General features: G+C 76.3%; 18 protein-coding genes. 3 read left to right on the forward strand and 15 right to left on the reverse strand.

Annotated features, from left to right (window positions below):
* Positions 1-67 precede the first annotated feature (67 nt).
* The 4 genes from ACWIX7_RS27475 to ACWIX7_RS27490 form a co-directional block, all read right to left on the reverse strand.
* Entirely contained in the window at positions 68-976 is a 909-nt protein-coding gene (locus ACWIX7_RS27475) for a ParA family protein (protein WP_448619554.1), read from the reverse strand.
* A gap of 214 nt (positions 977-1,190) precedes the next feature.
* Positions 1,191-2,105, reverse strand: a complete 915-nt coding sequence (xerD, locus tag ACWIX7_RS27480; protein ID WP_448619555.1) for a site-specific tyrosine recombinase XerD — start codon at positions 2,103-2,105, stop codon at positions 1,191-1,193.
* Between the two features lie 32 nt (positions 2,106-2,137).
* Positions 2,138-3,253: an alanine dehydrogenase gene (ald, locus tag ACWIX7_RS27485; RefSeq protein WP_448619556.1), complete on the reverse strand. Its 1,116-nt coding sequence runs from the start codon at positions 3,251-3,253 to the stop codon at positions 2,138-2,140.
* A 178-nt stretch (positions 3,254-3,431) separates the two neighbouring features.
* On the reverse strand, positions 3,432-3,851 hold the full coding sequence (locus tag ACWIX7_RS27490) for a GlcG/HbpS family heme-binding protein (RefSeq protein ID WP_448619557.1): 420 nt from the start codon (positions 3,849-3,851) through the stop codon (positions 3,432-3,434).
* Positions 3,852-3,949: 98 nt separating this feature from the next.
* On the opposite strand from ACWIX7_RS27490, the gene ACWIX7_RS27495 reads away from it, so the two are divergent.
* Together ACWIX7_RS27495 and ACWIX7_RS27500 are read left to right on the forward strand one after the other, a co-directional pair.
* Complete coding sequence (locus ACWIX7_RS27495) at positions 3,950-4,582, forward strand: hypothetical protein (protein WP_448619558.1); 633 nt, start codon at positions 3,950-3,952, stop codon at positions 4,580-4,582.
* A 95-nt stretch (positions 4,583-4,677) separates the two neighbouring features.
* Positions 4,678-5,277, forward strand: coding sequence for a hypothetical protein (locus ACWIX7_RS27500; protein WP_448619559.1), 600 nt, complete (start codon positions 4,678-4,680; stop codon positions 5,275-5,277).
* Positions 5,278-5,339: 62 nt separating this feature from the next.
* Here ACWIX7_RS27500 and ACWIX7_RS27505 read toward each other — a convergent pair whose 3' ends face one another.
* The 8 genes from ACWIX7_RS27505 to steA form a co-directional block, all read right to left on the reverse strand.
* Positions 5,340-5,939 (reverse strand): NUDIX domain-containing protein, encoded by a 600-nt coding sequence (locus tag ACWIX7_RS27505; RefSeq protein WP_448619560.1) that lies wholly within the window; start codon positions 5,937-5,939, stop codon positions 5,340-5,342.
* Between the two features lie 76 nt (positions 5,940-6,015).
* The gene (locus ACWIX7_RS27510; protein WP_448619561.1) at positions 6,016-7,719 is read right to left on the reverse strand and encodes a CTP synthase; all 1,704 of its coding nucleotides are present in this window, start codon (positions 7,717-7,719) and stop codon (positions 6,016-6,018) included.
* A gap of 28 nt (positions 7,720-7,747) precedes the next feature.
* Positions 7,748-10,165: a hypothetical protein gene (locus ACWIX7_RS27515; protein WP_448619562.1), complete on the reverse strand. Its 2,418-nt coding sequence runs from the start codon at positions 10,163-10,165 to the stop codon at positions 7,748-7,750.
* Positions 10,162-11,283 carry a glycosyltransferase family 4 protein gene (locus tag ACWIX7_RS27520; RefSeq protein ID WP_448619563.1) on the reverse strand — a complete coding sequence of 374 codons (1,122 nt, stop codon included), beginning with the start codon at positions 11,281-11,283 and terminating at the stop codon, positions 10,162-10,164. The genes ACWIX7_RS27515 and ACWIX7_RS27520 overlap by 4 nt, the downstream gene beginning before the upstream one ends.
* A complete protein-coding gene (gene murJ, locus ACWIX7_RS27525; RefSeq protein ID WP_448619564.1) occupies positions 11,276-12,898 on the reverse strand; it encodes a murein biosynthesis integral membrane protein MurJ in 1,623 nt (540 codons plus the stop codon). Before murJ ends, ACWIX7_RS27520 begins: the two co-directional genes overlap by 8 nt.
* Positions 12,895-13,845 (reverse strand): hypothetical protein, encoded by a 951-nt coding sequence (locus ACWIX7_RS27530; RefSeq protein WP_448619565.1) that lies wholly within the window; start codon positions 13,843-13,845, stop codon positions 12,895-12,897. Before ACWIX7_RS27530 ends, murJ begins: the two co-directional genes overlap by 4 nt.
* A complete protein-coding gene (locus ACWIX7_RS27535) occupies positions 13,842-14,795 on the reverse strand; it encodes a copper transporter (RefSeq protein ID WP_448619566.1) in 954 nt (317 codons plus the stop codon). Before ACWIX7_RS27535 ends, ACWIX7_RS27530 begins: the two co-directional genes overlap by 4 nt.
* Positions 14,792-15,979, reverse strand: coding sequence for a putative cytokinetic ring protein SteA (steA, locus tag ACWIX7_RS27540; protein ID WP_448619567.1), 1,188 nt, complete (start codon positions 15,977-15,979; stop codon positions 14,792-14,794). The genes ACWIX7_RS27535 and steA overlap by 4 nt, the downstream gene beginning before the upstream one ends.
* Positions 15,980-16,143: 164 nt before the next feature.
* Between steA and ACWIX7_RS27545 the strand changes: the two genes are divergently transcribed.
* Positions 16,144-16,983, forward strand: a complete 840-nt coding sequence (locus ACWIX7_RS27545; protein WP_448619568.1) for a TetR/AcrR family transcriptional regulator — start codon at positions 16,144-16,146, stop codon at positions 16,981-16,983.
* 117 nt (positions 16,984-17,100) lie between these two features.
* On the opposite strand, the gene ACWIX7_RS27550 is transcribed toward ACWIX7_RS27545, so the two are convergent.
* The 3 genes from ACWIX7_RS27550 to ACWIX7_RS27560 all read right to left on the reverse strand — a co-directional run bounded on the left by ACWIX7_RS27550 (position 17,101) and on the right by ACWIX7_RS27560 (position 20,801).
* Entirely contained in the window at positions 17,101-17,829 is a 729-nt protein-coding gene (locus ACWIX7_RS27550) for a methylase (protein WP_448619569.1), read from the reverse strand.
* 127 nt (positions 17,830-17,956) lie between these two features.
* Positions 17,957-19,792, reverse strand: coding sequence for a DNA repair protein RecN (gene recN, locus ACWIX7_RS27555; RefSeq protein ID WP_448619570.1), 1,836 nt, complete (start codon positions 19,790-19,792; stop codon positions 17,957-17,959).
* Entirely contained in the window at positions 19,767-20,801 is a 1,035-nt protein-coding gene (locus tag ACWIX7_RS27560) for an NAD kinase (protein WP_448619571.1), read from the reverse strand. Before ACWIX7_RS27560 ends, recN begins: the two co-directional genes overlap by 26 nt.
* Positions 20,802-20,933 lie beyond the last annotated feature (132 nt).

Below are 20,933 nucleotides of genomic sequence, written 5' to 3' on the forward strand. Positions count from 1 at the left end.
ACCTCGCTGGTGCTCGGCGTCTGCGTGCCCCGGGGTGCTGTGCCTCTGTGTGATCTCGCGAGCTCGATCACAGCGCCAGGACCTCCTTGGCCAGGTCGCGGTAGGCCGACGCGCCCGAGGACGTGGGCGCCCAGGTGGTGATCGGCTGGCCGGCGACCGTGGTCTCCGGGAAGCGCACGGTCCGCTGGATGACCGTCTGGAACACGGTGTCGCCGAAGGCCTCGACCACGCGGCTGAACACCTCGCGGCAGTGCACGGTGCGCGCGTCGTACATCGTGGCGAGGATCCCGGAGATCTCCAGCTCGGGGTTGAGCCGCTCCTTGACCTTCTCGATGGTGTCGACGAGCAGGGCCACGCCGCGCAGCGAGAAGAACTCGCACTCCAGCGGGATGACCACGCCCTGCGCGGCGGTCAGCGCGTTGACCGTCAGCAGGCCCAGCGAGGGCTGGCAGTCGATGAGGATGTAGTCGTACTCGTCGCGGACGTCGGCCAGCACCCGCAGCAGCGTCTGCTCCCGCGCCACCTCGCTGACCAGCTGCACCTCGGCGGCCGACAGGTCGATGTTGCTGGGCACCAGGTCCAGGCCGGGGATGTCGGTGGACACCCGCACGTCCTTGAGCGAGGTGCGCCGCTCCATGAGGGCGTTGTAGATCGTCCGGTCGAGGTTCTGCGCCGGGACGCCGAGGCCCACCGACAGCGCCCCCTGCGGGTCGAGGTCGATGAGCAGCACCTTGCGGCCGTACTCGACCAGCGCGGCACCCAGGTTGATGGTCGACGTCGTCTTGCCGACGCCGCCCTTCTGGTTGCACATCGCGATGATCCGCGCGGGGCCGTGCTGCGTCAGGGGCTTGGGGTCCGGCAGCCGGCGCATGCGCGCGCGGGCCGGGTCCAGCCGCGGGGCGGCGGCCCCCATCTCGGGCTCGGGGTCGGTCGGGAGCGCGAAGGCCTGGCCGGCCGCGTCCCCTCGGATCGCCATCGCTGTCGTGTCCTCCACCTCGTGCCCGTTCCGGCTCCCGCCGGGTGCGGTCAGCCGTTCTGCCGCGCGGGATGCACCGACGGTAAGGAGGTCGACACGAACCACCGAGGAGGCACGCCGCATGTCGTGTCGACTTGGCGACCCGTGCCAACACATCCGCCACACCCGGCCGGCACTGCTGGCAGAAGACGCCGAGAAGCTCCCTGGGCGTCTGTCAGGTGAGCGCCCGCGGGTGGCTGCTGGCGTACACCTCGCGCAGCCGGTCGACGGTGACGAGCGTGTAGACCTGCGTGGTGGTCACCGAGGCGTGGCCGAGCAGCTCCTGGACGACGCGGACGTCGGCGCCGCCGTCGAGCAGGTGCGTGGCGAAGGAGTGCCGCAGCGTGTGCGGCGACACCTCCGCCTTCAGCCCGGCCCGCTCCGCCGCCGTCCGCAGGATGGCCCAGGCGCTCTGCCGCGACAGCGAGCCGCCGCGCGCGTTGAGGAACAGCGCGCCAGCGCGCACGCCGGTGCGGCCGGCCGCGGCCAGCGCCGGACGGGCGCGCACCAGGTAGTCCTCGACCGCCTCCAGCGCGTAGGACCCCACCGGCACGATCCGCTGCTTGCCGCCCTTGCCGGCCAGCCGCACCACCGACTGGCCGCGGTCGAGGTCGTCGACGGCCAGCCCGACCGCCTCGGAGATCCGGGCCCCGGTGCCGTACAGCACCTCGAGCAGCGCCCGGTCGCGCAGCCCGCGCGGCCCCTCCAGCGCGGCGGCGGCCTCGATCAGCGCGACCACCGACTCGACCGGGATCGCCTTGGGCAGCCGCCGCGCCGGCGCCGGCGGGCGCACCTCGTGGGCGACGTCGTCGGACACCAGGCCGTCGAGCAGCGCGAACCGGTGCAGCCCCCGGACGGCGACCACCGCGCGCGCCGCCGACGTGGCCGACAGCGGCGGGTGGTCGTCGTCCCCCTGCCGGAGCGCGGCGAGGAACCCCGCGACGTCGGACTCGGCCACCTCACCGAGCCCGCGCACGCCGGCGGCGTCGAGGAACTCCGTGTAGCGGCGGAGGTCGCGGCGGTAGGCCGAGACGGTGTTGGCCGACAACCCGCGCTCGACGGTGAGGTGGTCGAGGTAGCCGGTGACCACCCGCTCGATCGGGGACCTCGTGGCGGTGGCGGTCAGCGGAGCACCTCCTCGAGGGGGACGGCGGTCATCCCGTGGGCCGCGGCGACCTCGGGCAGCACCACCTGCCCGGAGACGACGTTGACGCCGTGCGCCAGCGCCGGGTCCGAGCCGACGGCGGCCGCGGTGCCCTCGTTGGCCAGCGCCATGACGTAGGGCAGCGTCACGTTGGTCAGCGCGTGCGTCGAGGTGTTGGGCACCGCCCCGGGCATGTTGGCCACGCAGTAGAAGACCGAGCCGTGCACGCGGAACGTCGGGTCGTCGTGCGTGGTGGGGCGGGTGTCCTCGAAGCAGCCGCCCTGGTCGACGGCGATGTCCACCAGCACCGACCCGGGCTTCATCCGCGACACCAGCTCGTTGCCGACCAGCGTGGGCGCCTTCGCGCCGGGCACCAGCACCGCCCCGATGACCAGGTCGGCGTCGAGGACGGCCCGCTCGACCTCGTAGGCGTTGGAGGCCACCGTCTGCAGGTGCCCCTGGTAGATGCGGTCGGCGGCGCGCAGCTTGTCGATGTCCCGGTCCAGGACGACGACCTCGGCCTGCATGCCCAGGGCGATCGCGGCGGCGTTCATGCCCGACACCCCGGCGCCGATGACGACCACCTTGGCCGCGTAGACGCCGGAGACGCCGCCGAGCAGCACGCCGCGGCCGCCGTGCGCGCGCTCCAGGCTGTGCGCGCCGACCTGCGGCGCCATCCGCCCGGCGACCTCCGACATCGGGGCGAGCAGCGGCAGCGCGCCGTCGGCTGTCTGCACCGTCTCGTAGGCGATCGCGGTGGTGCCGGAGGTGACCAGCGCGTCGGTGCACTCCTTGGACGCCGCCAGGTGCAGGTAGGTGAACAGCGTCTGCCCGGCTCGCAGCCGGGCGTACTCCTCGGCGACCGGCTCCTTGACCTTCAGCAGCAGGTCGGCGTCGGCCCAGACGTCGTCGGCGTCGCCCACGATCGTCGCCCCCGCGGCGGTGTAGTCGCCGTCCGGGATGGACGAGCCCTCCCCCGCGCCCCGCTCGACGAGCACCGTGTGCCCGGACCGCGCCAGCTCGGTCACCCCCGCAGGGGTGAGCGCCACCCGGTACTCCCGGTTCTTGACCTCTCGGGGAACCCCGACCCGCATCGTCCGCTCTCCTGGTCCCGGCGGGACGTCCCGAGGGTGACGGGACGCCGCACCGCGTCGTGGGCCTCCCCGGTGGGGGCGCGCCTCGCGCGGAGTGTAGGAGAAGGACCCCCTCGCCCCCCGCCACGAGCACGCTCGTGGCGGGCCCCTGCGAGGGGGCCGCGACGGGACCGCCCGTTCAGCCGGCGGCGGTCGTGAACCCGCAGGCGGTGACCGCGGCGCTGCAGACGTCCTCGTCCTGCTGGCCGGTGCCCCCGCTGGCGCCGAGCGCCCCGACCAGCTGCCCGTCGGCGTAGACCGGGACGGCGCCCGGCTGCGGCGTGAAGCGGCCCCCGGTCATCGTGGTCAGCGCGGTGGAGAAGTTCGGCAGGCTGTCCATCTTGGCCTTCTGCCCGGCGCTGGGCATGCCGTAGGCCGCCGCGGTCCAGGCCTTCCCCTGGGCGACGTCGGTGGAGATCCACGGTGCGCCGTCGGTGCGCAGCAGGCCCACGAGGTGGCCCGCGGCGTCCATGACGGCGAAGGACATCGGCACGCCGACCCGGGCGCACTCCTCCCGGGCGGCGGAGAGGAGGGCCAGGGCCTGGTCGGAGGTCAGCACGAGGTCAGCCTGCCAGCGACCCCGGGGTCTCCGCCTGCGGGGAGGGCGCCCGGGACGGAAGGTGGTCGGGTCCCCCCCGTCCGGCAGGAGGAGTACCCGTGCCCCTGTACGCCCCGTCCCCCGCACTACGCCGTCGCCAGCTGGCCGCCGACGTCGGGCTGCTGGCCTGGTTGGTGGTCTGGGTGCTGGTGGCCCGGACGGTGCACGGTGCGGTGCTGGCCCTGGCCGAGCCCGGCCGCGCCGTCGAGGACCTCGGCGCGGCGGTGGCCGGCAGCATGTCCTCGGCCGCACGGGCCGCCGAGGACGTCCCCGTGGTCGGCGACGAGCTGGCCGCACCGTTCGAGGTCCTGGGCTCGGCCGGCGGGTCGGTCGGCGGCGCGGGACAGGCCGCGCAGGACGCCGTGGGCACGCTCGCCACGGTGCTCGCCGTCGTCCTCGTCGTCCTCCCGGTGGGCTGGCTGCTGCTGCGCTGGCTGGCCTGGCGGCTGGGCTGGGCGCGGGCGGCCGGCGCCGCCCGGCGGCTGGCCACCGCCGACCCCGCGGTGCTCGCAGCGCGGGCGCTGGCCACCGCGCCGCTGGGCCGGCTCGCCGACCTGCCGCCCGGCACCGCCGACGCGTGGCGGGCCGGCGACCCGGCCGCGACCCGCGCGCTGGCCGCCGTCGAGCTCGCCCGCCTGGGGCTGCCCGCGGACACCCTCGGGCGGGAGGAGCGCCGGTTGGGGTTGAGGTGACGCCTGGGACTGCCGATGACCAGGAGGACACCAGGAGGTACTGCGTGGCACGGCGGGCACGACGACGGGGACGCGGGACCGGCACGGTCGCCGCGGTGGCGGCGGTCGGGCTGATCGCGCTGAGCGGGCCGGTCACCGAGGTCGCCGCGACGGTGACCGCCTCCCGGACGGCGCTGCCCGCGGTCCCGGCGGACGCGGCGGCGCTCCCCCGCGCGGTCACGGTCGTCGCCCCGCCCCCGACCGCGCCGGCCGCCGTCCCGCCGGTGAGCGTGGTCGACGTCCCGCGTCCGCGGCAGGTCGAGGTCCGGGTGCGTCCCGGCGTCCCCCACGGCGTCCTGCCCGACACCGACCCACCGCCCTCGTCGTGCGGCGGCCACGCCAACCCGCGGCAGATCCTCCCCGGCGTGGTGCCCGGCGTCGCCTCGGCCACGGTCAGCTGGCAGGCCGACGGGCACACCGAGGTGCAGCGGTACCGGGTGCAGGCGGTCAGCCAGCGGCTGGTGCCCGGCCTGCAGCCCGAACCGCCGGTGCTGATCGCGCCCCAGCCGGCCGACTGCGTGCCGGTCACGGTGGCGTTCACCGGGCTGACGTCCGGCGTCCCCTACGTGTTCTGGCTCGAGGAGGAGGTGCCCGACACCTTCGGCGTGCTGCGCTGGGTCCAGGTGGGCACCTCGGCCCCCGCCGTCATCGGCTGACGGCCTCCTTGCAGGGTCCCGCCACGAGCCTGCGAGTGGCGGGGGGCAAGGTGGTCCTTTCTCTACTCGGCGTCCGCGGTCCGCAGCTGCGGCGCGGTCGCCCGGGCCTGCGCCGCGGCGAGCACGCCGATGACCGCCGAGGAGTTGCGGATCGCGCCCGAGAACACCCGCTGCACCGCCTCGTCGAGCGGCACCCGCTCCACCGTCATGTCGAGCTCCTCGTGCTCGACGACGAAGCCCTCCGGCCGGTCGGCGGCCGAGAGCCCCTCCGCGAGGTAGATCAGGATCTGCTCGTCGCAGAAGCCCGGGGTCGAGAAGTTGTTCGCCAGCAGCGACCAGCGCTCCGCGGCGAGGGACGCCTCCTCGGCGAGCTCGCGCTGCGCGGTGGCCAGCGGGGCCTCGCCGTCGGCGTCGCGCAGGCCGGCGGGCAGCTCCCAGAGGTAGCCGCGGACCGGGTGGCGGTACTGGCGGACCATCACGATCCGCCCCTCGTCGTCCACCGCGGCGACGCACACGGCGCCGATGTGCCGGACGATCTCCCGCACGCTGTCCCCGCCGCCGGGCATCGCGACGGTCTCCTTGACGAGGGTGATGATGCGGCCCTCGTGCACCGTCTCGGTGGCGAGGGTCTCGTACTCCCCCGGCCGGGCAGGCTCGACCATCAGTCCTCCTCGCCGGCGCTCGTCGTCCTGATGGCCGTCGACGCTCTGCACTCTGGTGACCTCGCGAGCTCGGTCACTAGATCCCGACCTTCTCTTCCTCGTCCAGCGGCACGGGCAGCCGCGCGGACTCGGAGAAGTCGATCGCCGCCTGCACGAACGCCGCGAACAGCGGGTGCGGCCGGGTCGGGCGGCTCTTGAGCTCCGGGTGGGCCTGCGTGCCGACGAAGAACGGGTGGACCTCGCGCGGCAGCTCGGCGAACTCGACCAGCAGGCCGTCGGGCGAGGTGCCCGAGAAGACCAGCCCGGCCTCGCCGATCCGGTCGCGGTAGGCGTTGGCCACCTCGTAGCGGTGCCGGTGCCGCTCGGTGATGTCGCACGAGCCGTAGGCCTGGGCGACGACCGAGCCCTTCTGCAGGCTGGCCGGGTAGCTGCCCAGCCGCATGGTGCCGCCCATGTCGCCGCGCCCGGCGACGACGTCGACCTGGCTGGCCATCGTCGCGATGACCGCGTCGGGGGTGTCCGGGTCGAACTCCGCTGAGTTGGCCTCGGGCAGCCCGGCGAGGTTGCGCGCGGCCTCGATGACCATGCACTGCAGCCCCAGGCACAGGCCCAGCAGCGGGACGCCGTTGACTCGCGCGTGCCGGATCGCGCCGAGCTTGCCGTCGATGCCGCGCACCCCGAACCCACCCGGGATGCAGACGCCGTCGACGCCGGCCAGCGCCCGCTCGGCGCCCTCCGGGGTCTGGCAGTCGTCGGAGGGCACCCAGCGGATCTCCACCCGGCTGCGGTGGGCGAACCCGCCGGCCCGCAGCGCCTCGGTGACCGACAGGTAGGCGTCGGGCAGGTCGATGTACTTGCCGACCAGCGCGATCGTCACCGTCTGCTTCGGCGCGTGGACCCGGTCCAGCAGGTCGCCCCACACGGTCCAGTCGACGTCCCGGAACGGCAGGCCCAGCCGGCGGACGACGTAGGCGTCCAGGCCCTCCCGGTGCAGCACCTTGGGGATGTCGTAGATCGACGGCGCGTCGGGGCAGGAGATCACGCCCTCGGCGTCGACGTCGCACATCAGGCTGATCTTGCGCTTGAGGCCGGTGCCGATCTCCCGGTCCGAGCGGCACACCACCGCGTCGGGCTGGATGCCGATGTTGCGCAGCGCGGCGACCGAGTGCTGCGTCGGCTTGGTCTTCAGCTCACCGGACGGCGCGATGTAGGGCACCAGCGAGATGTGCAGAAAGAAGCAGTTGTCCCGGCCGATCTCGTGGCGCACCTGGCGGGCGGCCTCGAGGAAGGGCAGCGACTCGATGTCACCGACGGTGCCGCCCACCTCGGTGATGACGACGTCCACCCGGTCGGAGGTCCCCTCCGCCGCTGACATGATCCGGGCCTTGATCTCGTTGGTGATGTGCGGGATGACCTGCACGGTGTCACCGAGGTACTCGCCGCGCCGCTCCTTGGCGATCACGTCCGAGTAGACCTGGCCGGTGGTCACGTTCGACCGGCCGGTGAGGTCGGTGTCGAGGAACCGCTCGTAGTGCCCGATGTCCAGGTCGGTCTCGGCGCCGTCCTCGGTGACGAACACCTCGCCGTGCTGGAACGGGTTCATCGTCCCGGGGTCGACGTTGAGGTAGGGGTCCAGCTTCTGCATGGTGACCCGGAGGCCACGGCTGGACAGCAACGCCCCGAGGGAGCTGGCCGTCAGGCCCTTGCCGAGAGAGGAGACGACCCCACCGGTGACGAAGACGAACTTCGTCGGCTGGGAGTTGTGGAGGAGAGTCCTCATCCCGTGGTCATGAGCCCCGTAGTCATGGTCACGCGTTCCATGCGGTCGATCCACGGGAGACCACCGTAACACGATCAGTCCCCTCCCCCGCCGGGCCCGCGGCCGTGCCGTCGCCCACCGTCGCGCCTCCCCCGCCCGGATCCCGCGGGCCCGCCGCGAGCCACACCAGCAGCGGCACCAGCAGGGACGCCGCCGTCGCCGGCAGGGCCACCCCGGAGTCGTTGGCCGCCGCCCCCAGGGCCAGGCTCAGCGCGGTGGCGAGCAGCCCGGCCCGCAGCACCGCGAGGTCACCCGGGGCCAGCAGGTCGCGCCGGCCGCGCAGCAGCCCCGGCCCGCGCAGCGGCCCCGGCAGCCGGCGCTGCACCTCCCCACCCCACCGTCCCCCCACCGGGCGCACCAGCCAGACGGCGGCGACCAGCGCGACCGGCAGCAGCCAGGCCAGCGGGCTGCCGAACAGGATGCCGAGGTTGGCCTCCGCCTTGCGGGTGACCACCGTCCACGCCTCGCCGGTGAGCAGCTGCTCGACGAAGCGGCCCAGGTGGCTGCGCTCGGCAGGCGGCCGCAGCCAGTCGACGTACGCCAGCGCGCCGACCGCCACCACGGCCAGCGCCAGCACCGCCGCCATCCGGGTCACCGTCACGCGGGTGCCGGTCAGCAGCATCGCCAGCAGCAGGAATCCCGGCAGCGCAGCCAGCACCCCGCCGAAGTCGCGGCCCAGCGCCGGCGCCCCGACGACCAGCACGGTGAGCGCCCCGGCGCCGAGCACGACGGCCGCGGTCACCACCCGCGCCCGGCCCGCGGGGGCCCGGCGGGCGGCGGCGGTGGCGAGCAGGGCGGTGAGCAGCAGCGCGCTGACGGCGAGCAGGCCGAAGCCGAGGTTGCCGTAGCCGGTGAACCGCCCGGCCACGATCGGGTCGTAGCCGAGCAGCCCGTCGAGCTCGAGGGTGGACCCGGTCAGGACGTCGCCGACGAGGGTGCCCAGCGTGATCGCCAGGACGACGACCGGCGGGCCCAGCGGGTGGCGCCGCCAGGGCCCCAGCGCGGCGATCGCGAGCACCGCCAGCGCGGCGAGCAGCACGCTCCCCGCGAGCGCCAGGCGCGGGAGGCCGGCGCGCTCCCAGGGCAGCAGCCCGGCGAGGTAGCTGGCGACCGGCACCGCGGCGGCGCCGAGGGCGACCGGGCGCACCGTCCTGCGCAGTCGCTCCCCGGCCGGTCGCGGTGCCCGGTCGCGGCGCCGTCCCCCGGCCGCGAGCAGGCCCAGGCCGACGACGGCGGCGCTGAGCAGCACGAGTGCCCAGAAGAAGGTGCCGGTGCTGCGGTAGTGCACCGAGGCGGCGGTGTTGGCCTGCTCGAGCGCCTCGATCGCCTCGGCCAGCGGGGGCCGCTCACCGTCGGTCTGCAGCGCCTGCCCGTTCATCGACGCCGGCCGGTCCAGGCCCAGGGCGGCGAGGACGGTGGGTGCGACGTCGATCAGCTGCACGAACGGCGCCCGGCCGGTGCTCGCCGAGGTCAGCCAGCGCGGCTCGCCGAACCCGGGACCGGAGGCGAGGCCGACGTGCAGCTGCGCCCGGCCGTCGTTGACCTCGGAGATGCCCTGGACCAGCAGCAGCGTCTCCCCCGGCGCCGCCGCCACGGCCTCGACCAGCCGGCCGAGCGCGGCGTCGATGCCGGCGAGTGCGGCGGCGCGGGGCCGCGGCTCGGTGCCGGTGTCGCTGCCCTCGAGCCCCGGCTCCCCGGCGTCCACCAGGTCGTCGAGGCCGACCAGCACCAGTGGGCAGCCGGTCAGCAGCTCCCCCGGGTCGGCGGGCAGCTGGTCACGCTGCCCGATCGTGACGCCGGGCGCGGCGACGGCCAGCGCCGGCGCCCGGCCGACGACGGTGGCGCAGCCGACCGCGGTGCCCAGCGCCGCGGGCTCGGTACCGAAGCGGGCCGTCGCGGGATCGTCGGCGACCGCGGCGACGGCGGCCTGCGGATCGGCCAGGCCGGCCGCGGCCAGCCGCTCCTGCAGGCCGCAGTGCGACAGCGCGGGGCTGGCCGGCGGCACCGGCGGGACCTCCTCCGGCGGTGGCTGGGCGCCCGGGTCGGCCGGCGCCTCGGTGGGCAGCGGCACGGTCGGCAGCGGCACCGGCGGCATCGACTCGTCGGGGGCCGGGAACCGGGCGCGGTTGCCCGCGCCGAGCGTCGCCCAGCCGTCGAGCACGCAGCTGGTGGCGCGCGCGGCCCGCACCGACACCGCGCCGATCGGGGAGCCCTCCGCCAGCGCCCACAGCGCCGGCGTCGCCTGCGGGTCGACGTCGTCCCACACCAGACCGGGGACGCCGACGACGACCACGCGGTCGGCGCTCGCCCCCTCGGCCGGGGCGGCGACCGCGGGAGGGGTGGGGACCGACACGGCGGTCAGCAGGACCGCGAGGACGGTGAGCAGCAGCGTCCCGAGCCGGCTCATCGCGGTGCGCCGAGCAGCTCGCGGTAGAGGGCGACCAGCTGGCGGGTGGTGGCGGCCTCGTCGGGCCAGGTCGCCGCCTGCCGGCTGCCGGCCTCGGCCAGCGCCCGGGCGCGCGCCGGGTCGCCGAGCAGGCCGGTGACCGCGTCGGCCAGCGCCGCGGCGTCGCCGACCGGAACCAGGGCCGCGCCGTCGCCGAGCAGCTCGGGCAGGCCGCCGGTGCGGGTGGCCACCAGCGGGGTGCCGGCGCGCAGCGCCTCCTGCGCGGTGAGCGAGCGGGCCTCCCACCGCGAGGGCAGGACGGCGAGGTCGGCGGCGGCCAGCAGGTCGGCGACGTCGCCGCGCCGGCCGAGCAGCACCACCGGCAGCCGCTCGGCGGCGATGCGGGCGGCCAGCTCGTCGTGCAGCGGTCCGTCCCCGGCCACGGCGACCAGCGGGGGGCGCGGAACGGCGGCCCACCGGGCGGCGGCGTCGAGCAGGACGTCGTAGCCCTTCTGCGGGTGCAGCCGCCCCACGGCGACCACCAGGGGGCGGCCGTCGGCGACCCCGAGCTCGGCGCGCACCTCGGCGGCCGGCCGGGCCGGGGCCGGCAGCGGCGGGGCGGAGACGGGCGCGACCCGGACGTCGCGCGCACCCTGCCGCCAGGCGTTCTCGGCGAGGTCACCGGAGGCGGCGAGGACGACGTCGGCGCCGCGGATCGTGGCGCGCTCGGCCAGCCGAAGCACCCGGCGCAGCGCGCCCCCGCGTTCGGGCAGGGCGTTGTGCAGGGTGAGCACCAGCGGCCGGTCGCTGCGCCCGCGGGCGGCTGCGGCGACCAGGCCGGCGCGCAGCCCGTGGGCGTGCACCAGGTCGGCGTCGGCGGTGGCCCGGCGCAGCGCCGCGACGGCGCGGGCGTCGGCTCCCGGGGAGAGGCCCGCGGAGATCTCGACGGGCGTGAAGCCGGCGCCTGCGGCGGTGAAGCCGAACAGCCGCTCGGTCGCGTCCGGTCCGCACACCCGCACGTCGGCGCCGGCCGCGGCGAGGGCGGGCAGCACCGCGCGCACGTGCGTGCCCACCCCACCGGTGCTGGTGGCCAGGACCTCGGTCACGTGGCGGCACTGCAGCGGGAGCCGCTCAGCCACCGTGCACCTCCTGGTGATCGCCTCGTCCCAGACCACGCACCGCCGCCAGCAGCGGGCGCCGCGCGGTTCCCATCATGACCGCCGCGGCGACGACCAGTGCGGCTGCCGCGGCGAGCACCCCGGCGCCGACGGTCGCGACGAGGCGGCCCTGCGGGACCGGATCGGCGTCGAGCGCGCCGGCGACGGCCAGCCCCGCGGCGGCGGCGAGCGCGGCGGCGAGCAGCGCGGGCAGCCCGGTCCGGACGACGCCGGCGAGCCCGGCCGGACCCACGACCCGCGCGACGACGGCGAGCAGCGCCAGCCCGGCCACGGTGACCCCGGCGCTGTGCCCCGCGGCCAGGGCGACGCCGCGGTCGGCCGCCGGCAGCACCGCGGCGAGGACGACGTCCGCCGCCACCGCGAGCAGCCAGCCGCCCAGCACGCACGCCGTCGGCGCCCGCCACAGGCCGCGGGCGTAGAGCGCGCGGGAGAGCACCGCCACCAGCCCGTAACCGGGCAGCCCCGGGGCGAAGGCCACGATGGTGTCGCGCAGCGCGCCGACCACGCCCGCCTGCTCCCCGGCGAGGAACACCCCCGCCATCGGCCCCGCGATCGCGACCAGCACCGCCGCCGCGACGGTCGAGACGACGACGACGAGGGCGGTCACCGGGGCCAGCGCCCGGCGGAACCCGGCCTCGTCGCCGGTCCCGGCCCGCTCGGCCAGCCCCGGGTAGGCCGAGGTGGCCAGCGGCACCGCCAGCGCGGCCCACGGCACGAGGAACACCGTCAGCCCGGCGGCGTAGACCACTTGGGTGCCGTCGGGCGCGCCGGCGTTGGCCAGCCGGATCGCCACCGCGGCCAGCAGCTGCTGCCCGGCGAGGGTGAGCACACCGGCCAGGGCCAGCCGGCGCACCCGCGGCGCAGCGCCCACGGGGAAGCGCAGCGCCGGCCGCAACCCGAGGCGCAACCGCCGCACCGGCAGCAGCAGGGACAGCGACAGCGCGGCCACGCCGAGCGTCGTCCCGACCGACAGCACCAGCTCGGCGGGGGTGCTCAGCCCCTCGGCCGTCCGGCTGCCGCCGATCGCGGCGAAGGTCAGGTAGGCGCCGACGACGACCACGCTCGACAGCAGCGGCGCGAGCGCGGGCGCGGCGAAGCGGCGGTGCGCCTGCAGCACGCCGGTGAGCACGATCCCGATGCCGTACAGCACGACCTGGGGGGCGAAGACGACGAGGAAGCGGGCGGCGAGGTCGACCTGCACCGGGTCCGACGAGCCCAGCAGCAGCCGGGCGACCGGCTCGGCGCCCACCGCGAGCAGCACGGCCAGCGGGGTGAGCACCAGCAGGCTCCAGCCGAGCAGCGCCGAGGCGGTGCGCCGCACCTGCTCGCGGTCGCCGGTGGCGATGCCGCCGGCCAGCATCGGGACGACGAGGCTCGCCAGCGCACCGCCGGCGACCACCTCGAAGACGATGTTGGGGACGTTGTTCGCCGCCAGGTAGGTGTCACCGGTGCTGCCGGCGCCGACGGCGTTGGTGAACACCAGGGTGCGGCCGAACCCGGCGAGCCGGGCCAGCACGGTGAGGACGGCGATCAGCGCGGCGGCGCCGGCGACCCCCCGGACGACCTGCCGGGTCATGCCCCGCGGCGGCGGCCGAGCCGGTCCAGTCCCCGCAGGACGGGGGTGGCCTCGATGACCCGCGTGAAGCTCACCCGCTCGCTGGCCAGGGTGAGCCCGACGACCACCGCCAGCGCCCCGGCCCGCGCCGGGCGTGCCGGCACGGCGGCCAGCCGCAGCCCGAGCAGCGCGCCGACGGCGTTGGCGCCGCAGTCACCGAGCATGACCCGCTCCCCCAGGTCGGCCGGCAGCACGGCGAGGCTCGCGCCGAGCGGCCCGGCGACGAGCGAGCCCGACGGGCCGCCCAGCCCCGCGGCGGCGGCGAGCGCGGCGGCCTTGGCCGCGCGGCCGGGACGCAGGTCGAGGAGGTTGACCAGGTTGGCGGTGCCGGCGACCAGCCCGGTGGTGAGGACGGCGTCGGCGACCGTGGTGCGGCGATGGAACAGCCCCGCTGCAGGCGAAAGGACCCCGTCCTCCCCACCCCTCGCAGGCGCGGGGCGGTGCCCTGGACGGGGCCGGTGGGGGGCAGCGGGGTCCTTCACCAGGAGGGCCGCGGCCGCGGCGGCGGCGCCGATGCCGGCGACCTTCACCGCGCCGGCCGACACCCGCCCGGCGCGCAGCGCGCGCAGGTGCCCGGCCAGCCCCTTGTCCCGCGCCTGCTCGGGGCGGGCGCCGGCGAGGTCGTCGTAGCCGCCGACCAGCCCGGACACGCCGCCGACCAGCGCGGCGGCCGCACGGGTGCCCGGAGCGGCGCCGGCCACCGCGGCCGCCGTCGCGGCCAGCGCCAGGGCGGGGCCGCCGAGCAGGGTCACCGGACGGCCGGCGTAGTTGGTGCGCCGCCAGGGCGCCCCGGCGGGGCGCCCGTCGAGCGCGGCGGCACCGGCCAGGCCGAGTCGGGCCGCGGCGGCACCGGCGAGGGCGAGCAGCGCCCGGCGCCGCGCGCCGCCGCCGGAGCTGCGGCGGGTCACGGGGTCGCGGTGGGGACCGGTGGCACCGGCTGGGTGTCCTCACCCGCGCCGTACGCGCCCGACGTGCCCTGACCCTCCCGCCCGAGGGCGAGCACCGTGCTGATCCGGCCCGACGGCGACTCGACGTTGTCGACGGTCGAGACGGCCGCGGAGTTCTCCGGGTCCGAGCGGATGACGCCGACCAGGCCGGTGTCGCGGGCCGAGGCGGCGTCCCCGGCGACGACGGCGCCGGAGCCCGCGGCGTCGAGGGCCAGGGCCAGGTCGACGAGGGTGTCTGTGCGCTGCTCGGCGTCCTCCTCCGCCGGGGCGCCGGCGGTCAGCACCACCGCGAAGTCGGCCGGGGCGACCGACGGGGAGTCCTGCTCGAGCACGCCGAGGGCGCGCAGGCCCGCGAGCACGGAGGACAGGGCGGCGGTGTCCGGGGCGGCGGCGCCGGGCGCTGTCGGGCGCATGAGCACCTGGGCGAGCAACGAGCCCACCAGCTGACCGGTGTCATCGGTCTCGGGCAGCGTGACGCCGGTCGGCAGGCCCGGGCCGGTCACGTAGCTCTGCACCTCGGCGGCGGTGGCCGGGTCGCTGTACTCCGGCTGCAGCCGGATGGTGCCGGTCACCGTGCCGCCGGCCTGGCCCACCAGCGTGGCGACCTCCTCGACGGTCTCGGTCGGGACGTCGTCGCCGGTGGCGACGAGGACGATGCTGCGGCCGGTGAGGCTGCCGGCGACCAGGGTGGGGGCGACGGCGGCCTCGAAGGCGTCGCCGCTGTCGAGCTGGGCCCGCAGCTCCTGCGTCTGGGTCTCCAGCTCCCGCTTGTCCTCGGTGAGCGCGGCCACCTCGCCCTCGAGGTCGTCGAGGATCGGCGCGTTCAGCGCCGTGGTGCCGATGACGATGCCCAGCGCGACGGCCAGGAAGACCGCGATCAGCGAGACGAGGTGGTAGCGGAAGTCGATCACGAGAAGAGGTTCTCCAACCAGAACAGGAAGCTGTTCCACTGGTCGACCAGCAGGTCGAGGTAGACGCGGCCGGCCGCCGAGACGGCGAGGGCCGACCCGATGGCCACGAACGCGGCGAGCACCAGGACGACCAGCGTCAGGGTCGAGATGCGGCTGCGGTAGAGCCGGCTCACGCCCTTGGCGTCGACGAGCTTGCCGCCCAGCCGCAGCCGGGTGAGGAAGGTGGAGGCCATGCCGCCGCGGCCCTTGTCGAGGAACTCGACCAGCGTGGCGTGGGTGCCGACGGCGACGATGAGCTTGGCGCCCTTCTCGTCAGCGAGCAGCATCGCGATGTCCTCGCTGGTGGCGGCGGCCGGGAAGGTGATCGCCTCGACGCCGAGGTCCTGGACGCGGGCCAGGCCGGGCGCGCGGCCGTCGGCGTAGGCGTGGACGACGACCTCGGCGCCGCTCTTGAGGACCTCGTCGCTCACCGAGTCCATGTCGCCGATGATCATGTCCGGGCGGTAGCCGGCCTCGACGAGCGCGTCCGCCCCGCCGTCGACGCCGATCAGCACCGGGCGGTAGTCCCGGATGTAGGACCGCAGCGCCTGCAGGTCCTCCTTGTAGTCGTAGCCGCGGACGACGACCAGCACGTGCCGGCCCTCGATCGGCGTGGCCACGTCGGGCACGCCGACGCCGTCGAGCAGCAGCGCGCGCTCGCGCTTCATGTACTCCATCGTGTTGGTGGCGAACGCCTCCAACTGGACCGACAGCCCGGCCCGGGCCTCGGCCATCGCCTCGGCGACGGTCTCCGGGGTCTGCTCGGTGCCCTCGGCGACGACGGTGCCGTCCTCCAGCAGCAGCTGGTTGCCGTCGACGCGGACCCCCGTCCCCTCCTTGACCGCCGAGAGCACCTCCTTGCCGACGCCGTCGACGAGCGGGATGCCGGCGTTGACGAGGATCTCGGGGCCGAGGTTGGGGTAGCGGCCGGAGGTGCTGGGCGCGGCGTTGACCACCGCGGCGACCTTGCACGCGACCAGGGAGTCCGCGCTGACCCGGTCGATGTCGACGTGGTCGATGACCGCGACGTCCCCCGGGCGCAGCCGCTTGGTGAGGTTCTTGGTGCGGCGGTCCAGCCGCACGGTGCCGGTCACTCCGGGGGCCGCTTCCGGCGCCCGGCCACGGCGGAGGGAGCCGATGCGCATGGCCTGCACTCTCCCACGGAGGCTTCACACCGCCGGCCTCCGACGCGCATCGGCGACCCCATAGTGACGCAGAGTGGCCGACACCACGGGAGAGGGACACGCCGGGCACGCGCGGCTCACGAGCCCCTCCGGAGCACTCAGGCGTGCTGTCTAGCGTTGTCCGGGTGACTCCAGGGGCGCGGGCGGTCGGTCGTACGGACTCCGACGACGAGGTCCGGCCGGAGGCGCCCGAGGCGGTCGGCGCCGAGCTGCCCGAGCCGGGGACGCCCGACGACGGGGCGCCCCCACTGCCCGGCGCCACCACACCCGCCGCTCCCCCGGCTGCTGCCGAGGCGGAGCAGGCCGGGCGCGGCCGTCGCCGGCGTGCCCTGCGCGGCCCCGGCCTGCGGGAGCGGCGGCGCCAGCAGACCCGCGCCACGATCATCGAGGCCGCCGCCGAGCTGTTCGCCGAGCGCGGGTTCGACGCGGTCAGCGTCGTGGAGATCGCCCAGCGCGCCGGCGTGGTCGAGAAGACGGTGTTCAACCACTTCCCGGTCAAGGAGGGGCTGGTCTTCGAGGCCGACCCGCCGATGCGGGCGGCGCTGCTCGAGGCGGTCCGCACCCGGCCCGCCGGCGAGTCGGTGACCGCGGCGGCCGGCACCTTCGTCGTCCGGGCGATGAGCGGGCTGGGCGCGCCCGAGGCCGCCGCGGGCGTGGCCGAGATGGCGCAGGTGATCCGCGGCAGCCGCACCCTGCAGGTGCGCGAGCGGGAGATCCTCGGCGAGCTGACCACCGCGCTGGCCGAGCTGATCGCCGAGGAGACGCAGGCCGAGCCCGGTGAGCTGGCGCCGTGGCTGGCCGCGCACGCGGTGCTCAGCCTCTACGCCGCGCTGCTGGAGCTGGCCCGCGACCGGGTGCTCGCCGGCGTCTCCGGCCCGGAGCTGTCCGCCGAGCTGCGCGCCCGCGGGGAGCGCGGCCTGGCCCTGCTGCAGTTCGGGCTCGCCGGCTACGCCAAGCGGCGGTGAGGGAGCCCGCCCAGGTGGGTCGCCCCGCGGGGCGTTCGGGGAGCGGGGGTCGGAGGCCTCCGCGACGAGGGCCGGGACGGGCTCAGCGCACCCGGGAGACGGCACCTGTTCGCGGTGTCATCCGGAGGATGACGGTGTGACCTGCAGCGCCCGCAGCAACTGGCCGGCGCGGTCGCCGGGGATGTCCGGGTCCTGGGTGAACAGCGCGACGGCGACCATGTACTCGCCCTCCCCCGCCCAGCCGCGGCCCTCGGCGACCAGCCGGCGGATGTGGTCGCGCACCTTGGGCTCGCTGCTGTACTCGCCGTAGTCCAGGCCCATCGCGAGGAAGTTCGCGACCCGGTAGCCGAGGTCCTCCGCCGTCCGGACCGTCGTCTCCGGGTCGGCGTAGCTCGGCACCGCGGTGACGACGTTGCGGTAGCCGGCCTTGAGCAGCTGCAGCACCAGGTCGTTGCCGTACACCCCGCCCCACAGCTCGGGCATGAGGATGTCGCGGTCCGGCGCCGGGATGTAGGGCGGGTTGGCGATCACCGTGGACGCCACTGCCCCGGCTGCGGAGTCGGCGCCGTCGAAGAAGTCGCCGAGCTCCACGGTGTACCGGTCGGCGACCCCGCGGGCGGCGATGTTGTCCCGGGCCCGCTCGACCGACGAGGCGCTGATGTCGAAACTGCGCACCCGCAGCTCCGGCAGGCCCGCCACCACGTCGGCGATGGCGGTGGCGTCACCGGTGCCGAGCTCGACGACGCCCTCGCGCGCCCAGCCCAGCTGCTCGCGGTACTGCGTGAGCAGCATGCAGACGCTGAAGCCGTAGTGCGCCGACTCGTCGGCGGAGGAGAAGCAGCTCACCGGGCGGCACCGGTCAGGGGGCGGTGGGCGAGGGGCCGCGCGGCTGCGGCGGTGCGACGTCGGTGGGGCACGATCCGGCCCTACCCCACTCGTTCCGCCGTCACTCCTGGCTGCCGGATCGCCTCCGCTACGCCGCCGCGCGTGCGGTGGCCGCCACGGCCAGCAGCTCCCGGGCGTGCGCCTGACCGGTGTCGCTGTCGGTGAGCCCGGACAGCATCCGCGCCAGCTCGCGGACCCGGTCCTCGCCGTCGACCGCCCGGATGTCCGTGGCGGTCACGCCTGCACCGGTGTCCGGGGACTTGTCCACGACCAGGTGGGTGTCGGCGAACGCCGCGACCTGCGCCAGGTGGGTGACGACGACGACCTGGTGCTGCCGCGCCAGCCGCGCCAGCCGCCGGCCGATCTCCCCGGCGGCCTGCCCGCCGACCCCGGCGTCGACCTCGTCGAACACCATCACCGGCACCGGGTCGGCCCCGGCGAAGACCACCTCGATGGCGAGCATCACCCGCGACAGCTCACCGCCGGAGGCGCCCTTGTGCACCGGCCGCGGCGGGGCGCCGGGGTGCGCGGCCATCAGCAGCGCCACCTCGTCGATGCCGTCGGGGCCGGGGGCGTCGGGGTCGCTGTCGATGGAGAACGAGACGCGGGCGCTCTTCATCGCCAGCCCGGCCAGCTCCCGGCCCACCTCGGCGGCGAAACCGTCGGCCGCCGCCCGGCGCCCGGCCGACACCTGCGCGCCGAGGTCGTCGACCTCGGCCCGGGCGGCGTCGCGCGCGGCCCCCAGCGCCTCGAGCGCCTCGTCGGAGACGTCGAGCTCGTCCAGCCGGCGGCGGGCGTCCTCGGCCCAGGCCAGGACGCCGGCCACCCCCTCGCCGACGTCGGCGTACTTGCGCACCAGCGCGGTGATCGCCGCACGGCGGTCCATCACCTCGGCCAGCCGCGCGGGGTCGGCGTCGAGGTCGGCGACGTAGGAGGCCAGCTGACCGGCGACGTCGGAGACGACCGCGACCGCGTCGTTCAGGTCCTGGGCCAGCATCACCAGCGTGGGGTCGTCGGAGGCGGCCAGCGCCCGCTCGGCGAGGGCCAGCGCGGCGCTGGCGTCCTGCGGCAGGTCGTCCCCGAGGTCGCCGGTGACGTCGCCGACCAACGCGGTGCGGGCCTCGTCGGCGGCGGCACGCAGCGCGTCGGCGTCGCTGAGCCGCCGCGCCTGGGCGTCCAGCTCGTCGTCCTCCCCCGGCTGCGGGCCCACGGCCTCGATCTCCTCCAGCCCGTGCCGGAGGACGTCAGCGGCCTGCGCCAGCTCCCGGGCCTGCCTGCGGCGGCGCTCGAGGTCGCCGGCCAGCTGCCGCCACCGGCCGTACGCCTCGCGGTAGCGGTCCAGCAGCTCCAGGTGGGCGGTGCCGGCGTAGCGGTCCAGGGCCCGGCGCTGCTCGGCCGGGCGGGACAGCCGCAGCTGGTCGCTCTGCCCGTGCACCGCGAGCAGCCCCTCAGCCAGCTCGGCGACGACCCCGACCGGGACGCTGCGCCCGCCGAGGTGGGCGCGCGACCGCCCCTCGGCGCTGACCGTGCGGGCCAGGATCAGCGTGCCGTCGTCGTCGGGATCGGCGCCGGCGTCGGCCGCCCGCTCCCACACCGGGGAGTCGGCGGGCAGCGCCAGCCGCCCCTCGACGCCGGCCCGCCCGTTGGCGCGCACGCGACCGGGGTCGGCCCGGCCGCCGAAGAGCAGCGTCAACCCGGTGACGACCATCGTCTTGCCCGCGCCGGTCTCCCCGGTGACCACGGTCAGACCGTCGCCGAGCTCGAGGGTGACGTCGTCGATGGCGCCGAGGCCGCGGATGCGCAGCTCGGTCAGCCGGCCCCGCGTCGTCCCGCCGTCGGCCGGCTCGGGAGGCGCGACCGGCTCGGCCGGCTGCGCCGCGCGGGCCGGCCGCCGGGTCTCACGCGTCGTCGTCCGTGCCGCCACCGCGGCCCCCCTCCTCTCCGTCCCCGCGGACCCAGCCGCGGGTCAGCACGTTGCGGTCCGGCGCCATCTCGTGGCCCGGGTCGTGCCGGCGGGCGTCGCGGAAGCCGCGCACCGGCAGGCCGAACTTGGCAACCAGCCGGTCGCCGAACGTGGTCTTGTGCACCCGTGCGATGCGCACCGGCCGGGCGGCCCGGCGGACGTCGACCCGTCCGCCCTCGGGCACCTCCAGCGCACGCCGCCCGTCGGCGGACACGCGGGCGCGGTTGCCGTCGGCCGGGATTGCCACGGTGAGCACCGAGTCCGGCGAGGTGACCAGCGGCCGGGAGAACAGGGCGTGCGCGTTCGACGGGACGACCAGCATCGCCTCGACGTCGGGCCACACGACCGGCCCGCCGGCGGAGAACGCGTAGGCCGTGGACCCGGTGGGCGTGGCGAAGAGGACGCCGTCGCAGCCGAAGCTGGTGAGCGGTCGGCCGTCGATGGCCACGACGAGGTCCAGCACCCTCGAGCGCTCGGACTTCTCCACCGACGCCTCGTTCAGCGCCCAGGTGCCCCCGACGACGGCGCCACTGGCGTCGAGGACGTCGACCTCGATGGCCAGGCGCTTCTCGACCGAGTACTCGCACCGCTCGATCGCGGTGAGGGTCTCCTCGACCGCCTCGGGCTCGGTCTCGGCGAGGAAGCCGACCCGGCCGAGGTTGACCCCCATGAGCGCGGCGTTGCTGTAGCGGGCGAGCTCGGCGGCGCGCAGGAAGGTGCCGTCGCCGCCGAAGACCATGACGATCTCCGCGCCACGGGCGGCCTCGGCGTCCGCGGGCACCACCTGGGCGCCCTCGATGCCGAGGGCCTGCGCCTCGTCCTCCAGCAGCCGCACGGTGATGCCGCCCTTGGCCATGCGGGCGGCGGAGCTGCGGGCGAGCTCGACGATGTCCTGGCGGCCGGTGTGCACGGCGAGCAGCACGTGCCGGCTGCCACTGGGTGCCCAGACGGTGGGGCTGACCTCTGTCACGCTTCCTCCTCAGGGGCGCTCGTCGGTCGCGAGCCAGGCAGTGCTGTGCCCTCGTGTGCCCTCGCAAGCTCGGTCACGGGTCCTCCTCGGTGGCGGTGGCCGGCAGGGTGCCGGCGCGGCCGTGGTGCTCGC

It is taken from the genome of Geodermatophilus sp. URMC 65 (genome assembly GCF_053502545.1).